The organism is Pontibacter pudoricolor, from assembly GCF_010092985.1.
Classification (GTDB): Bacteria; Bacteroidota; Bacteroidia; order Cytophagales; family Hymenobacteraceae; genus Pontibacter; species Pontibacter pudoricolor.
Map to the genome: position 1 here is coordinate 3,336,350 of NZ_CP048106.1, position 16,693 is coordinate 3,353,042.

Here is a 16,693-nt window from a genome sequence, read left to right on the forward strand (position 1 = left end):
CAACCAGCCCCAACCCCTCCTTGGCTAGCAGGCGGGGAGTTTTTCGGTTACTGCTATAGTTCAGGGTATCGTTCTATAGTTGTGGTTTTAACCCACCCCTGCCCCTCCCAAGAGGGGAATTCCGGCTGTTGCTATAGTTTAGTTTTTAGTTTTATAGTTACCGTTTGTCATCCCCCTGCCCCCTTCAAAGGGGGACTTTGCTGGCTTTGCTATAGTTTGTGTTACCATTTATAGTTACAGACCAAGATCGGACAGGTCGCGACCTGTCCCTACGGAACTACAACCACGATAAAGCGATGCAACTATAACAGTTCCGACTATAGTTAAAGCAGTTACTATCGAACTGATCGCAGTCTTTGGGTTGAGCGCCTTTGCTTTGTTGCGGTGCCGCAAGGCAACACGAGCGCAGCGAGGGTAGCAAGAAAGCAGCAGCGCGATGCCCGAAGACGTGGCCTCCCGGCCGTGAGGGCACCAAAGCTGAATTGAAACGATAGGTAAGTAAAGTTCCCAGGATTGGAAGTGGCTATGAAAGAAAAGGCTTGGTTCGAATTGTAGAGAATCCAATTATAGAATTCAGATTTCCCCTGACACCGAAATGACAATTGAGATATGATAGAAGATTCCTTGACTGCACCCGGAATGACAAAAAGAAACTTTAGTCCAAACACTAGCAGGAACTACACACGCTGCTAGATCCTGCAAAACAATTATAATCTCATTAAGCTATAGTTAACTAGCTTTTAACCCTCTCTCTACCTGATCACCCGCTTTCCTGATTTTTCAGATAGCAGCGCGATCATCTCTAATTGCACCGGTTTCAGGTAAGAAGTATTAATGTTGGTTTTATCCTTGAACGTGATCAGGTACTCTCCTTCCTTGCCTAGATATTCGATCTTATCTATATCCAACATACTATAGCTGCGTTCTTCGGAGAGGATGTTGGTAACTGTAAGCGTGTTCTCAAAAATCCGGATGTGCCATTGCATAACAAACCATACAACTATACCGGAAATGATCACCATAGCCAGGAAAAGTACCCGATATATCTTGATAGAACCACGTCCTTCTGTTTGTAGCAGGTGAGTTTGGTACATTTCATAATCGTGGCCTAAGAGCGATCTTTGAACCATTCTTAGTGGAAGCACAGCTAAGGTTAAGCCCAGCAGCAACCCCGGCGCAAAGAAGGCTCTGAAGTTAGGAGTAAGCAGGTGGATCCAACCTCCGGTTGAAGCATGAATTATACTTGAGAGCATAGCCAGTGCACCGGCACTGAACACGGCCAGCACGCAGGCAAAAAAGAAGTAAGCAATTGTTAGCTTCCACTCCTTTTTCTGGATGTATTGCTGTTCTTCAGGGGTCAGCTTCTCTCCTGTAGAGCCGGCCAGCATTCGGCGCATAGCAAAACGAACTACAGGCAATAATACAGCTATAGCAAACATGCCTATCAACAGGCTTCTTATTATCTCAAGCATAATCGGGTATTTTCTGCAAAGTTAATAGGGTATACCCAATTTCCGGTATATAAACCCAAGTAACCAGGCAGGCCCTATTAATAAAAACTGCAGATCCTTTAAAAAGGAAGGTTTTTTACCCTCTACTTTATGCCCGTAGAACTGCCCGACCCAGGCAACTACAAATACGATGAGGCTAACCAGCCAGAGCGGGCTATCCGTTTTATAGTCGACCAGGTATACTAGCCAGAGCATAACAGCGCAAACTATAGCCATGCCCACAAACATAGGCACCGACAAGCGCAGGTAAAAAAGCAGGCCCAGCAGTATAACTATAGTTCCGAAATGTACAAAAGGCCGTAGTTGTTCCGGGAAAAGCATTTTAAGCGGCTCACTTGGCAGGCTGGCCAGTAACCCGATAATGCTGAAAAAGATAAGCGGCACACAGATCCAGTGAATCAGCTTGTTGGTATGGTTCTGATGGCTTTGTCCATATTCGTCAAACCATTGTTGTATCGGTTTCATCAGGCAGGGGTTATGGGTTTAGTATACTTAATATAGCAGGTTTATATATAAAATACAAGGGTTGTGATAAAAGGGATTATCCGAAAAGTTATAAAATGATAGAGATGGTAAATTTGCCCTGCAATCGCTTTTTTGTATATTTGGGTATAGTACAGCCACAGCCCAACAAATATTTTGGGTAAAAGTATACTTTATACTACTATGTCGGCTGTAGCTTAACCCCTTGCCTATGAGATTAGCTAAAATTGCTGCTTTTATTCAGGATCACGTAATTGCTATCTCCTCTTTCCTGCTCATATTTTTAGTAACTATATTTTTATACTCCGAAACAAAGAAGAAAGCCGCCGAGCGAAGTGAAAAACTGTTTGAGCTCCGGGCCGACCAGGCTACCCAGGATATTCACAAACGCCTGAATGATTACATACAGATCCTGATCGGGGCCAAAGCCTTGTTTATCGCTTCTGATACAGTGGAGCGGGCGGCCTGGCATACCTACTATAAAAACCTGAACCTCGAAGAAAAATACCCTGGCATACAAGGTTTGGGTTATACACACTTTATCAGGCCCGGCGAAATGGAGGAACATGTCAGGCAGATAAGAAAAGAAGGATTTCAGGATTACAAAGTTGTGCCGGAAGGCAAACGGGCAATCTATAGTTCAATTATTTACCTGGAGCCTTTTATTAGCCGCAACCTGCGGGCTTTTGGCTTTGATATGTTCAGCGAGCCGATCAGGCAATCGGCAATGCGCATTGCCCGCGATACCAAACAACCTGCTATGTCAGGCAAGGTGCGTCTGATGCAGGAAACCGGTAAGGATGAACAGGCCGGCTTCCTGATCTACCTGCCGGTTTACCGCAATAACGCAGACCCTGAAACGATACAGGAGCGGCAATACCTGATCAAAGGATTTATTTATAGCCCTTTCCGGGCAAAGGACTTTATGTCGTATGCCCTGGGCGAGGACTATGGCGACATTGATATAGAAGTGTACGACGGCACCACTATGAACCAGGAGACGTTGTTATACAGCACCGATTCTGTACTGCACTATAACAGAAATAAGGCGAGGCTCAGCAAAATCAACACCATAACTATAGCCAACAACACCTGGCGCATATACAGCACAGCCAAGCCGTCTTTTGTGCAAACCTCCGATGCCGGCCTTCCTTACTTTATATTGCTGGGGGGAGTATTATCAGCTTCCTGATGTTCTTTATTATCTGGTCGCTGTCAAGCACCCGCCGCTCTAACCGCCTGAAACAGACGATAACCGATAATGCCACTGCCGCCCTGTTCATACTTGACTCAAGAGGGTATTGCACCTTTATGAACCCTGCTGCTGAAGAGATGACCGGTTATTCTTTCGAGGAAATGCAGCAGCAAACCCTTCATGACATGATTCACCATAAACACCCGAACGGATCAGCGTTTGAAGAAGAAGATTGCCCGATACGAAAGGCATTGAAACAGAAAAAAGCTATACGCACCCTGGAGGAGGTTTTTGTGCGTAAAGACGGATCTTTATTTGATGTGATGTGTGCGGTGCAGCCAATTGTTGAGAATGACACTATAAGCTACACTATAATTGAGGTGCGTGACATTACAGAAGAGAAGCGCACGCAGCAGGCTATCATAGAAAGTGAGGCACGCTTCAGGGCAATGGCCGATAATGCACCGGTAATTATTGCGATCACCGACGAGACAGGGTATTTTATTTATGTAAATAAGCAGTGGATCGATTTTACAGGAACTTCTCTAAAAGATACCCTAAGCCGCCAGTGGACCAGTTACCTACATCCTGAGGACAGAGAGTACGCAGGTCAGAAGTATAGTAAAGCAACTGAAGAAGGTGTTAGTTTCAGGATGGAGCTCCGTATGCTGCGCCTCGACGGGCAATACCGATGGGTTGCATCAACCAGTACGCCACGTTTCGATGCCGACGGCGGATTTATGGGGCACATTACCTCCATTATAGATATCACAGAAATTAAAGAAGCCGAGCGTAGGGTAAAACAAAATGCTGAACTGCTGCAGAAGTTGTTCCTGGAAGTTCCGGCGCTGGTAGGTCTGGTGCGTGCCCCGGATATGCAGTACGTGCTGGCTAACCCGCTTTACCGTAGTTTGTATGGCAACCGCCCATTGGTAGGTAAAAGCATTTACGAAGCACACACCGAGCGCGAAGGCGAAGGGTTTTTTAAGAAAATAGAGGAAGTATTTAGTACAGGAAAGCCTTATGTAGGTAATGAAGTATCTATAACCATAACTCCAACAGGTGTCGGTTCTCCGATGGAGGCTTACTTTAACCTGGTATATCAGCCTTTAAAAGACCTGAACGGGAATGTAGAAGCAGTGCTGGTGTTTGCCATAGAAGTAACGGAACTGGTAACGGCACGATCTGGATTACTGGCTGCCAACGACGAGCTAAGCGACAAGAACAACGAACTGCTCCGCATCAACAGCGACCTCGATAACTTTGTGTACACTGCCTCGCACGACCTTAAATCGCCGATAGCGAACATAGAAGGGCTAGTAATTATGCTCCGCGATATACTGCAGGACAAGCTGGATGTAGAAGACGAAAAGGTGCTTGACATGGTGACCAACTCCATAAACAAGCTAAAAGGAACTATAGCTGACCTTACCGAGATAACCAAAGTACAGAAAGAACTACAGTCTAAAGTTGAGCCGCTCCGGTTTGATGAAACACTAAAAGATGTATTGATTGACATAAATGGCCTGGTAGAAGAAACCGGTACTGAAATCAAGACTAGTTTTGAAGTAGATGCGATACTATATGCCCGCAAAAATCTACGAAGCATTATGTACAACCTGGTATCGAATGCGGTAAAATACCGGTCGCCGGACAGAACGCCGGAGGTAAGAATAAGTACCTACCGGCAGGATGATTACGTCGTGCTGGAAGTTGCCGACAATGGGCTGGGCATCAAAAAGGAGCATCAGCATAAATTGTTCAGCATGTTTAAGCGACTGCACACGCACGTAGAGGGTACAGGTATTGGCTTATACATTGTAAAGCGCATTATAGAGAACAACGGTGGTAAAATAAAAGTAGAAAGCGACCATGACGTTGGCACTACGTTCAGGGTGTATTTTAAAGAGATTCCGGTGGAGGAAGAGGTATAGTTGCTACTCCTGAAAACATTACGTTTAAGCTGCATTTTTTTGACCGTTTTACACCTTATAGTTGTTATAGTCTGATGGCAAAAAACTCCTTTCTGCCAACTATAAACCCAACAAGAATCAACCTTACATGGCTAAAATAAAAACCTCCTACTTCTGCCAGAACTGCGGCGCACAATCAGCAAAATGGATTGGCAAATGCCCGGCCTGCGGCGAGTGGAACACCTACGTAGAAGAAGTAGTACAGCGCGAAGAACTGACCCCGACAAGCATCTGGAAAGTTGGAAGCACTTCGGCACAGGTGGCAAGTAAACCAAAACCAATTGCGGATATTACCTTTCAGGAGCAGCAGCGCATTGATACCACAGACCAGGAACTGAACCGCGTGTTAGGAGGCGGCATTGTGCCCGGCTCTATGGTGCTCATCGGTGGCGAACCAGGTATTGGTAAATCGACACTGATGCTGCAGATAGCGCTGAGTTTGCGGGGCATGCGGGTGTTGTATGTAAGCGGCGAAGAAAGCGAGCAGCAGATCAAGATGCGTGCTGAGCGCATTGGTACAGCCACCTCCGACTGCTTTATATTAACCGAAACCGGGACACAGAATATCTTTAAACAAATTGAGCAGCTGCAACCCCAGGTGCTTATAGTTGACTCTATACAAACCCTTCATTCGTCGTTTATAGAAGCTGGCGCAGGAAGTGTGAGCCAGGTGCGTGAGTGCACGGCCGAGCTTTTAAAATTTGCCAAAGAAAGTGGTACGCCGGTTTTCCTGATTGGCCACATCACCAAAGAAGGCAACCTGGCCGGCCCAAAGATTCTGGAGCACATGGTAGATACCGTGCTGCAGTTTGAAGGCGACCGCCACATGACCTATCGTATTCTCCGCACTACTAAAAACCGCTTTGGCTCTACATCGGAGCTGGGTATTTATGAGATGATGGGCGCGGGCCTGCGCGAAGTGAGTAACCCATCCGAGATCCTGATTTCGCAGCGCGAAGATGCTTTCAGCGGCATTGGTATTGGTGCTACGCTGGAAGGCAACAGGCCGCTTTTAATTGAAGTGCAGAGCCTGGTAACTCCTGCCACTTACGGCACACCACAACGCACCAGCACCGGCTTCGATGGTAAACGTTTGAACATGCTGCTGGCCGTGCTGGAAAAACGGGGTGGTTACAGGTTGGGTGCCCAGGATGTGTTCCTGAATATTGCCGGCGGCCTTAAAGTAGAAGATCCTGCCCTGGACCTGGCAGTTTGCGCTTCCATCCTGTCATCGTTCGAAGATCTGGCAATACCAAACACGGCCTGTTTTGCTGCAGAAGTTGGCCTGGGTGGCGAAATACGGGCTGTAAATCGCGTAGAGAACCGCATATCAGAAGCCGAAAAATTAGGATTTACCGACATCTACATCTCTAAATACAACAAGAAAGGGCTTGATTTTAGTAAGTTCAACATTAAGGTGCATGCCTTCAGTAAACTGGAAGATGTGTTCAGTGAGTTGTTTGGCTAAATGATTTGCAGTAATAGAAGAGCAACTATAGCATTTTGAGTTTTGTGAAGTAATTTGCCTTACTCCGGAATTTATAGTTAGCTAATTGATGTTCAGCTACATAAATCCAATAAATTGGGCTAAAGTAACTGAACGTTCTATTTCCTGACCTTTTATGAAGCGAATTCAATTACTGCTGTTGCTGGCTGCGCTGCTGCTGGTAAACTATACTTACGGGCAAGGCAAAGCCATTATTAGGGGTAAAATTACTAATCCGCTATCCGATGAGGTTACGGTCATTACTTACCCGAACCCGCTCATTCCGGAAGAAAAAGAAACTACTGTAGCACTTAGCGGCAATACCTTTAAACTGGAGATTCCGGTTACAGAAACTACGCTGGCCGAACTGGTTCATGATAACGAAGTGGTGCCTGTTTACCTGGAGCCTGGCTATAGTTTAACCCTGACTTTTAACGGAGATAAGTTCCTGAAAACTATAAAGTTCGAAGGTAAAGGCGCAAACGAAAACAATTACCTGGCACAATACACCCGCCGTTTCGATGAAGTGGAAGACTACCAGGTACTGCCCGACAACATTAAACTGAACGAAAAAGAGTTTACCGAATTCCTGGACCTGCGCAAAAAAGACCAGCTCAAAAACCTGGAAAAGTATACTGCTAAAAACCCGGTTTCAGATAAATTTAAAGCTTTTGCCCTCTCAGAAATTGACTATGGTTACGCCAACGATAAAGTAACCTACCCGGCCCTGCGCCAGCGTGTAGGTGCCAGCAAAAACTATGTAGCTCCGTCAGCTTCCTTCTATGCTTTTCTTGATGAACTGGATATGAACAAAGGTTTGGCGATAAGCCCGGCGTATATCGCTTTTCTGCGCAACTATACGGCACACTATACTAAAGCCGCTGGCCTTACGGAGACCGACAAACTATACTATAAAAAGAACTATACGATAGCTGCTGAAAAGCTACAAGGCAATGCCCGCTTACTGGCGCAGGCAAATATCCTGAAACAATCCGTTCAGAAAGGGCATGTCGGCCATACCGAAGAAATGCTGCAAGACTATAAAACCAGCAGTAAGCAACAGGAAGTAGTAGCTTTCCTGGAGAATTACCTTGCTCAGAACAGTAAAAACGCATTGGGTAGCCTGGCTCCTGACCTTAAGTTAAAAAGTATAGATGGCTCAGAAGTAGCGCTCAGTGATTTTAAAGGTAAACTGGTGTACCTGAATTTCTGGCAGGTTGGTTGCGGCTTATGTATAATAGAACTGCCACACATGCAGGCGCTTACCAAACAACTACAGGATAAAAATGTGGTGTTTGTAAATGTGGGGCTGGATGATGAGGAAGAAAAATGGCGCAAGATGGTAACTGCTAAGCAGCTACTGGGCACACACTTATACCTGAAAGGCCTGGATGCTGAACTTGTGAAACGCTACGATCTGAAAGATGTGCCGGCTTACTTCCTGATTGATGAGGAAGGTCGGTTTGTAACTATAAAAGCCCGCCGCCCCAGCGACCGCGAAGCTGCTAACGATATACTGCGTCACCTGAGCCAGCAGGGACAGGCCACAAACAAATAACCCCAACCCTACCCTAAACCCGTTCAACCGCCCGGCGCCTTTGGTGTCGGGCGGTTTATTTGTGTATAGTTGTACCTCACCCCAGCCCTCTCTTTTGAAGAGAGCCCCTACCCCCAAGTCAGAAGATGGAGTTTTGTCTGAATCAGGATTCTCAGGATTAATGGATTTTCAGGATTAGGTTTTTTGCTATAGTTGGAGCAATGGTTTTATAGGTGGCGTTTTACCCCTTCCCAGCCTTCCCCTTTAAAAGAGGGCCCCTACCCCCAGAACAGGGGAAGGAGCTTTTCTGCCTTTGCTCTGGTTTGTTATTGTTTTATAGTTGGCGTTTTAACCCACCCCTGCCCCTCCCGGGAGGGGAATTTCTGAAGTTGCTATAGTTTAGTTTTTTGTTTTATAGTTTCCGTTTGTCATCCCCCTGCCCCCTTCAAAGGGGGGCTTGCTACTACTGCTTTTCAATCTGTCATTTCGAACATAGTGAGAAATCTAAGGTTGCTATCGTTTAAGCTATAGTTCTATAGTTACAGACCGGGATCGGACAGGTCGCGACCTGTCCCTACGGAATTATAGCCACGGTAAAGCTAAGTGCAATAGAGCTTCGCTCAACTATAGTTTACCTATCGAACTGATCACAGTCTTTGGGTTGAGCGCCTTGTAGATTTCCGGTGCCGTTAGGCATTGCGAGGAACGAGCAAAGGAAATGTACACGGCCGCGATGCCCGAAGACGGGGCCTCCCGGCCGTGAGGGCACCAAAGCTAACTATAGAACTATAGGTTAGTAGAGCTCCCAGGATTAGAAGTAACTATGAAAGGAAGACTTGGTTCAGGTAGTAGAGTAGCCAACTATAGAACCCAGATTTCTCACAGCTGCGCTGGCTCTCTTCGACTCGCGTCTCAAGAATGTTCGAAATGACAAAAGAGAAACTTTAGGAAGATTAAGAACCTTATTGCTCCGCTGGCTCTAAACAACTCTCGTCTCAACTTCGCTTTAAATGACAATAAAGCAAAGAACTATTACCAGTCAACTATAAACCAATAGTACAACCTAAAATAACCGTTGCTTATCCTACTGCGTACTTTAGATTCATCCCTCTGCTGAAGCATGGATGTTTTTGACGAACCAAGTAAATACCTAAAAACAATACTTAAAAGGCAAAGCATATGGCATTAATCCACAGAAAAGACATTGAGAAGTTACTTAATGTGCAGACTAACACTAAGAATGCGCTGTGCATCTCTATTTTTATACCTACTCACCGGGCCGGACACGAAACACTGAATGGAAACGACCAGATACTCTTCAAAAATAAAATAAGAGAGGCCAGAAACTTGCTAGCCCGACATGATGTGCCTGAAGCGGAGATAGATGCTTACATGAAACCGGCAGAAGAGTTACTGGCAGATGGTAATTTCTGGCGCCACCAGGCAGAGGGCCTGGCTGTATTTATTACCAAAGGCTTTTCGGCGCACTATACGTTGCCTATAACCATGCCGGATGTAGTATATGTGTTGGATCAGTTCTATTTTACGCCTGTTATTCCGCTACTGAGCCAGAACGGGCGTTTCTTTATACTTTGCCTGAACCGCGAAAAGATCGGTTTATATGAAGCTACCCTGGATAGAATGCGAGCGATAGATATTAGCTCCTTTGTGCCGGATACTATGAACAAAGCCCTCAAGTTTGATGTAAAAGGCAAAGATCAGGATTTCACGAACTCTACTGCTACAGTAAACGGCTCTAACATTGTGCATGGTGCCGGCTCAACCAAAGGCGACGAAGAGCATGAGCGTGTGCGTGAGTTTATGATTGAAGTAGATAACAGCCTGCAGCAGATACTGCACGACGAACATGTTCCGTTGGTACTGGCAGGCGTGGATCATTACTGCAGTATCTTTAAAGCGCATAGCAAGTATAAAAATATCGTTCCGGAAAACATCCATGTCAACGAAAATGCGGATGCTGCCAACGGGTTGCATGAGAAAGCGCTTGCTGTAGTTAAACCTCTGATGCAGCAAAACCATACAGATTCGCTATCGCGTTACGAGAATGTGGCAGGTACAGGCGTTACTTCTGAAGATATTGCAACTGTAGCTGCCGAAGCTGTTCATGGCCGTGTAGAAACGCTGTTTATTGCTCCTGGCCAACCGGTTTGGGGCCGATACGATGCAAAAAATGCCGTAGCAGAGATACATGATGAATACCACCGTGGTGATGATGACCTGGTGAACCTGGCAGCTACCAAAACCCTGGCACAGGGCGGACGTGTATTTGTAAGCAGCTACAACGGTCTGAGCGAAGGAACAGAAGGCAGTGCCAATGTAAAAGCGCTGTTCAGATACTAACAACTATAAATTGGGCTTTTTAAGTCCTTTGCTATAATTTAGGGGCAGCCGGCTTGGCTGCCCCTAAATTTTTGGCGGATATTCCACACTGTTACTTACTTCCACATGAACCCACACATCACAGACGGGCTTAATTTTTTGTCGAAGATGACTTGGAAGCGTGCGTTTAACGCAGTACAGGTAGTAAGCAGTTATTTATATGCGAAAGCAACAGGCAAGGCAGTGCATTGGGGTTTACCGGTAAGTATATCCCTGGAGCCAACCACATCCTGCAACCTGCGCTGCCCCGAGTGCCCCAGTGGCCTGCGCTCGTTTACCCGCCCAACCGGCATGCTGCAACCCGAACTATACCGCCGCATTATAGATCAACTGCACAGCAAACTTCTGTATCTTATCTTTTACTTCCAGGGCGAGCCTTATTTACACAAGCAGTTCCTGGAAATGGTAAGCTATGCCAGCAGAAAGGGAATCTATACGGCGACCTCTACCAATGCACATTATTTAGACGATGAAACTGCACGCAAAACAGTAGAATCAGGCTTGGACAGGCTTATAGTATCGATAGATGGCACGACCCAGGAAACGTACGCTGCTTACCGTATAGGCGGCAAACTGGATAAAGTGCTGGAAGGAACGCGTAACGTGGTAAAGTGGAAAAAGACGCTGAAATCTAAAACGCCGCATATCATGTTTCAGTACCTGGTGGTTCGGCCAAACGAGCACCAGCTGGAGGATGTAAAAGTGCTGGCAAAAGAACTGGGCGTAGATGAAGTTGTTTTCAAGACTGCCCAGATCTATGATTATAAACACGGTTCCCCGCTCATCCCAACTATAGATTATTACTCCCGCTACAAAAACAACGGTGACGGCAACTATAGCATTAAAAATAAACTGCTGAATCATTGCTGGAAAATGTGGCATTCGTGCGTTATAACCTGGGACGGCCTGGTAGTGCCCTGCTGTTTTGATAAGGATGCAGAATATCGGTTCGGAGACCTGAAAGAAGAGCAGTTCGGCCGGGTTTGGCGCAACGAAAAGTATACTGCCTTCAGGCAGGCAGTGCTTCGCTCAAGGGCGGAAGTTGAAATGTGCCGTAACTGTACGGAAGGAACCAGAGTATGGGCTTAGATACCGGCCTCACCTTCAGGTAAACACCTCTACACTATGAATGATATTGACAAAGCCTTAGAACTGCTGCTCACCAAGCTGGAACTATGGGGCAGGCACCTTGTACTGATGTTGCCTAATCTTTTCCTGGCGCTACTTATACTTGTTATCACCTTTTATATAGCCCGCATTATCCGTAAAGGGTTAGAGAGAGTAATTACCCGTTTCTCACATAGTCCTGCGCTTAACAACCTTATTTCCACGCTCCTGTACCTGGCTATTCTGATGGTGGGCTTCCTGCTGGTGCTGAGTGTGCTGAAGCTGGATAACATTGTGGTATCGTTGCTGGCCGGTGTGGGTATAGTTGGTCTGGCGCTGGGCTTTGCGTTTCAGGATATTGCGGCCAACTTTATTTCGGGAACTATAATAGCGGTGCAGAAACCATTTGGTGTCGGCGATATGATCGAAACAAACGACTATTTTGGTGTGATTGAACGCATCTCATTACGCACTGTAAATATCAGGAAAGTGACCGGAGAACTGGTGATGCTGCCCAATAAGATGGTGTTTGAAAACCCGGTAACAAATTATTCTTTTCACGGCATCCGGCGCGTAGACCTGGATGCACGCATTTCATACAACGAGGACCTGGAGCAGGTACAACGAATAGTAATTGAAGCGCTGCAGGATGTTAAGAACCGTGTAAAGACCCGCGACGTGGAAGTGGTATACGATAAGTTTGACGAAAGCTCCATTAACTTTAAGGCCCGTTTCTGGGTAACCTATACCCGTCAGTTTGATTATGTGAGTGCTAAAAGCGATGCGATCATCCGTATTAAAAAGGCTTTTGACGAGCGCGGGATTGTGATTCCGTTTCCTGTTCGTACGCTTGGATTAAACACGAAAAACGGCAACGAATTATCTGATTACCTGGGTGCTGTTAAAGTAGCTGTCAGAAGTGGTGATCAGGGAGGCAAGGCAGGAAGCTAAGCACAACTATAAACTATAAAACAGAAGGGCCAGCTATGTGTAGCTGGCCCTTCTGTTTATTTGTCTTTTTTATCCAGGTTCTTGCCCAGGTCCTCTACCTGTTTCAGGAAATTGTCTACACCAGTGTCAGCATAAGGGCCGTAAGAGTTCGATATAGTTCCTTTCAGTCCGGTGCTTGTCTCAACAGCATATAATATCGACATGTCATCCGGGTTACTTTCACCTTCGAAGCGATAAAAGTCTACAATGCGTACCTGGTCCGGCGTAAACTCGTCCTTGTTTTCCATAGTGCACAGTTTACCTTCCCCGGATACTTTAAAATCATACTTGTAACCGTCTTTGTGCAGGCGGTTAAGCACATTTACTAAAGATCTTTCTTCTATTTTATCTTGCATGATATTTTAGGTTAAGTTAATTCAGTTATTGGATAGCAGATTGACTATAGAACTATACGCAAATTGTGACTTTGGTTATGTGCGGAACTATAAATTAATAGCCTTGCGTAATCTAAGGCAAGTTGTAAAAAGAAAAGCGCCACCCTTACGGGCAGCGCTTTTATATAGATATAGTTGCGAACTATAGTTTTAAACGTTGGGCAAAGCAGCCCGCTTTCGTTTCTCCATCTCCTGCTCTATCTTTTTAAAGTCGATGCCGCCACAGGCACCACAGCTTTTGGCGCAGCCTTCGGCTTTGCTGCTGAAGGTGCGGTACAACATACGGGCGATATACGCTACCGCCACTGCAAAGAGTACGAGAATGATGATTTGCTGTACCATGATATTGTTACAACTATAAGCCGGTATAAAAAGTTTAGGAAAGCGCCTGTTTCCAGTGCAAAGCAATCGTTTTAAGCATTTCTTTATGGATGTTGCCGTTGCTGGCCACAATTTCGCGCCCGAAAATATAATCGCCGCCATCCGTAAATTTAGAAAGCTCACCGCCTGCTTCCTGAACTATAACTACTCCGGCAGCTACGTCCCAGGCATTCAGGTTATACTCAAAAAAGCCTTCAAACCGGCCGGCAGCTACGTATGCCTGATCCAGGGCGGCAGAGCCAATGCGGCGAACCCCATGCGAGGTAGCCATAAAAGCGCCCAGTACCTGCAGATATTGCTGGGTCAGGTCAAAATCGTAGTACGGGAAGCCGGTTGCTATCAAAGAGTCTTTCAACCCTGGCGCATCCGAGACTTTGATCTGCTTGTCGTTCAGGTAAGCACCATTGCCTTTGGTGGCGTAAAAGCACTCGTTGTGCATCGGGTTATAGATCACGCCCAGCACTACCTCGTCGCCTTCCATTAAGCCAATGCTTACCGCAAAATGGTGCAGGCCATGCGTAAAGTTAGTAGTGCCATCCAACGGATCGATGATCCAGTTATAGGTTTCGCCCCGTTCCGTTGCCGTTTCTTCTTCGGTTATAAAGCCTGCTTCGGGCAACGCTTCGCGCAGGTCGTCTACCAGTTGTGCTTCGGCCTGTTTATCCACATACGACACCAGGTTGTTGAAGCCTTTCAGCTCTATCTTAGAGCGGTCAAAGTTTTCGGCTTCCTGCTTTATAAAGTCTCCGGCGTGGCGGGCTATTTCAATTACACGTTGGCAAAGTTGCTGCAGATCCATAGTTTATAGTTAGGTGGCAAAGTCTATAGTTACGCAGGTTAAGCGCGGGTTGCTACTTTTGCCTCGGGCTTTTGTTTGTTTCTGTTGATGACAGCGCCAATTATAGCACCTGCAAAAAGCAGCAGTGCCAGCCATAAACTTGTGTGGCCAATGTACTCGCCGTGGCGGGTGTAAAAGGTCAGTTCGGTGTTAGCCAGTATAGTTTGCGATAATACATCCTGCACCCACCATTCAGAGCGGTCGGTTATCTCGCCTTTCTGGTTAATAAAGCCTGAAATACCGGTGTTGGCTGCACGGGCTACGCTGCGGCGTGTTTCAATAGCGCGGAGTGTGGCATACTGCAGGTGTTGCTTGTAACCCGGCGAGTCGCTCCACCAGCCATCGTTGGTGATCACAAATATCAGGTTAGCTCCGTTGCGTACATACTCGGCCACATACTCGCCATAAATAGATTCGTAGCAGATAACCGGCGCGGCGCTGAAGGTGCTGTCCTGAGCGTGGTAGAACACATCGCGTGTGTCCTGGCTGCCCTGGCTACCTACGGTGCCGCCTAAATCTATCGCCAGCGGCCCTAAAAATTTAAACACCTCCGGGTAAGGCAGCTTTTCTACGCCTGGCACCAGCTTCGATTTATGGTAAATGTCGATCTCGCCGTTGCGGTTGATGTGCATGCCCGAGTTAAAGGAGTCGTAATAGCCGAAGCCTTCCAGGTGGCGGATGGTTGGGCTGGCATCTTTGTTGTCGCCGTAAAAAGTGTAGCTGTCGAGTCCGGTAACCAGTTCCGTTTGCGGATGGCGGTTCACGAAATCTTTTAGCTCCTGTATAGATTGGTAATTATGGAGTTGCTCTTCCCAATAGCCCTGGTCCTGGCGCAGCGCCGTTTCCGGCCATACTACAAACTTGGTTTCGGGAGTGATTTTTTGTTCTGATAAGCTGATCAGGCGTTGCTGCTGTTCTTCGTACGGGATAAAGTTCTCATGGCCCGAGAATTTCTCGCGGTAGGGGTCGATGTTTGGCTGTACTACCACTACTTCAGTAGGCGTGCCTTTTTCCTCATAAGTAGCCAGGATAGCAAATGAGATAACTATAGGCACAACTATAAGCACAAGTGGCAACCATAGTTTTTTAAGCTCCACACGCTCCTGCGGGTAATTTTTTATCACCAAAAAGATAAGCACATTTACGAGCAGCACCCACACCGAGCCCCCTAAAAAGCCGGTATACTCGTACCACTGCACCCAGGTATTAAGTGTGGCAAAGCCATTGCCCAGCGTAAGCCACGGCCACGAAAGGTCCCAGTTCAGGTGGAACTGCTCAAAAGCTACCCAGTAAACTACAAAAGAGATATAGCCGATAGTGTTGCCCAGGTATTTGCGGGTAAAGTAAAAGGCTATCAACGGGATACACATCAGGGCTGCATTAAACAACACCGCTGCTATACCGCCTGGCAAGGTAGAGTGCGAAACCCACCAGGTAGTAAAGGCATTCCACAGCACCATTGCCACATACGACCACTTAAAGAACGTAAAGCCCGGCGACTTGTGCTTCCCGCTCTCAACTATAGTTTTCTCCATGTACAGCAACGGCACAAACCCGAAGAACAGGAAAAAAGCCATTGGTTTGGTTGGCCAGCCCAGCCAGAGTAAAAGCCCGGTAAGCAGGGCCAGGAGCGGAACTATATAAGGGCTATTTACTACCCTGTACAACAATGACGAATTCACCTTTGATTGCTTTGGTTGTAAAGATTTGTATCAGTTCGTCGAGTGTCCCATTTAGAGTCTCCTCAAACATTTTAGATATTTCACGTGAAACGGATGCCATGCGCTCGCCACCAAAATACTCTTTAAACTGGGTTAGCGTTTTAAGCAGGCGGTGCGGCGATTCGTAGAAAATCATTGTCCGTTCTTCTTCGGCCAGGCTTTGCAGGCGCGTCTGGCGGCCTTTTTTTATAGGCAGAAATCCCTCAAACGTAAACCTGTCGGTGCTGAAACCTGACTTAACCAAGGCTGGCACAAAAGCAGTAGCCCCCGGTAAACATTCTACTTTCAGGTCATTCTTCAAACACTCGCGCACCAGGAAAAATCCCGGGTCAGAAATGCCAGGCGTACCGGCATCCGAAATAAGCGCCATCACTTCACCGGCTTTCAGTCTGTCAACTATATGGGCAGTGGCTTTGTGCTCGTTGTGCAGGTGGTGGCTGTGCATGCGCTTTTCAATGCCCAGGTGCTGCAGCAATTTGCCGCTGGTTCGGGTATCTTCTGCCAGAATCACGTCTACTTCCTTCAGTATCCGTATGGCACGCAGCGTTATATCTTCCAGGTTGCCAATGGGTGTCGGCACCAGGTATAGGTTCGTTTTTTCAGGTTCCTGCATGCTGCAAAGATACTATTTAATTGCTGATTGTTAATTGCCGATTGCTTGTACACTCGTGTAAAT

The 16,693-nt window shown here is 46.6% G+C and carries 14 protein-coding genes; 7 read left to right on the forward strand and 7 right to left on the reverse strand.

Translation table 11 applies throughout. The features are described from left to right. Positions 1 to 752 precede the first annotated feature (752 nt). Positions 753 to 1,472: a hypothetical protein gene (locus GSQ66_RS14465; protein WP_162428118.1), complete on the reverse strand. Its 720-nt coding sequence runs from the start codon at positions 1,470 to 1,472 to the stop codon at positions 753 to 755. Positions 1,473 to 1,493: 21 nt separating this feature from the next. Continuing rightward, positions 1,494 to 1,976 (reverse strand): Mpo1 family 2-hydroxy fatty acid dioxygenase, encoded by a 483-nt coding sequence (locus GSQ66_RS14470; protein WP_162428119.1) that lies wholly within the window; start codon positions 1,974 to 1,976, stop codon positions 1,494 to 1,496. A gap of 229 nt (positions 1,977 to 2,205) precedes the next feature. Between GSQ66_RS14470 and GSQ66_RS19010 the strand changes: the two genes are divergently transcribed. From GSQ66_RS19010 to GSQ66_RS14500, 7 genes are all read left to right on the forward strand, one after another. Beyond that, positions 2,206 to 3,186 (forward strand): CHASE domain-containing protein, encoded by a 981-nt coding sequence (locus GSQ66_RS19010; protein ID WP_238395704.1) that lies wholly within the window; start codon positions 2,206 to 2,208, stop codon positions 3,184 to 3,186. After that, positions 3,186 to 5,123 (forward strand): PAS domain S-box protein, encoded by a 1,938-nt coding sequence (locus GSQ66_RS14475; protein ID WP_238395705.1) that lies wholly within the window; start codon positions 3,186 to 3,188, stop codon positions 5,121 to 5,123. The genes GSQ66_RS19010 and GSQ66_RS14475 overlap by 1 nt, the downstream gene beginning before the upstream one ends. A gap of 127 nt (positions 5,124 to 5,250) precedes the next feature. Continuing rightward, entirely contained in the window at positions 5,251 to 6,630 is a 1,380-nt protein-coding gene (gene radA / locus GSQ66_RS14480; protein ID WP_162428120.1) for a DNA repair protein RadA, read from the forward strand. A gap of 154 nt (positions 6,631 to 6,784) precedes the next feature. Then, a complete protein-coding gene (locus GSQ66_RS14485) occupies positions 6,785 to 8,206 on the forward strand; it encodes a peroxiredoxin family protein (RefSeq protein ID WP_162428121.1) in 1,422 nt (473 codons plus the stop codon). Between the two features lie 1,158 nt (positions 8,207 to 9,364). After that, positions 9,365 to 10,546, forward strand: coding sequence for a baeRF3 domain-containing protein (locus GSQ66_RS14490; RefSeq protein WP_162428122.1), 1,182 nt, complete (start codon positions 9,365 to 9,367; stop codon positions 10,544 to 10,546). A 105-nt stretch (positions 10,547 to 10,651) separates the two neighbouring features. Beyond that, on the forward strand, positions 10,652 to 11,674 hold the full coding sequence (locus GSQ66_RS14495) for an SPASM domain-containing protein (protein WP_162428123.1): 1,023 nt from the start codon (positions 10,652 to 10,654) through the stop codon (positions 11,672 to 11,674). A 36-nt stretch (positions 11,675 to 11,710) separates the two neighbouring features. Beyond that, positions 11,711 to 12,643, forward strand: coding sequence for a mechanosensitive ion channel family protein (locus GSQ66_RS14500; protein WP_162428124.1), 933 nt, complete (start codon positions 11,711 to 11,713; stop codon positions 12,641 to 12,643). A 56-nt stretch (positions 12,644 to 12,699) separates the two neighbouring features. On the opposite strand, the gene GSQ66_RS14505 is transcribed toward GSQ66_RS14500, so the two are convergent. The 5 genes from GSQ66_RS14505 to rsmI form a co-directional block, all read right to left on the reverse strand. After that, a complete protein-coding gene (locus GSQ66_RS14505) occupies positions 12,700 to 13,038 on the reverse strand; it encodes a hypothetical protein (protein WP_162428125.1) in 339 nt (112 codons plus the stop codon). A 189-nt stretch (positions 13,039 to 13,227) separates the two neighbouring features. Next, entirely contained in the window at positions 13,228 to 13,419 is a 192-nt protein-coding gene (locus tag GSQ66_RS14510; RefSeq protein WP_162428126.1) for a FeoB-associated Cys-rich membrane protein, read from the reverse strand. 34 nt (positions 13,420 to 13,453) lie between these two features. Then, entirely contained in the window at positions 13,454 to 14,257 is an 804-nt protein-coding gene (locus GSQ66_RS14515) for an inositol monophosphatase family protein (protein WP_162428127.1), read from the reverse strand. Positions 14,258 to 14,295: 38 nt separating this feature from the next. Continuing rightward, positions 14,296 to 15,978, reverse strand: a complete 1,683-nt coding sequence (lnt, locus tag GSQ66_RS14520; RefSeq protein ID WP_238395706.1) for an apolipoprotein N-acyltransferase — start codon at positions 15,976 to 15,978, stop codon at positions 14,296 to 14,298. Beyond that, complete coding sequence (gene rsmI, locus GSQ66_RS14525; protein ID WP_162428128.1) at positions 15,944 to 16,630, reverse strand: 16S rRNA (cytidine(1402)-2'-O)-methyltransferase; 687 nt, start codon at positions 16,628 to 16,630, stop codon at positions 15,944 to 15,946. Before rsmI ends, lnt begins: the two co-directional genes overlap by 35 nt. Between the last annotated feature and the right edge of the window lie 63 nt (positions 16,631 to 16,693).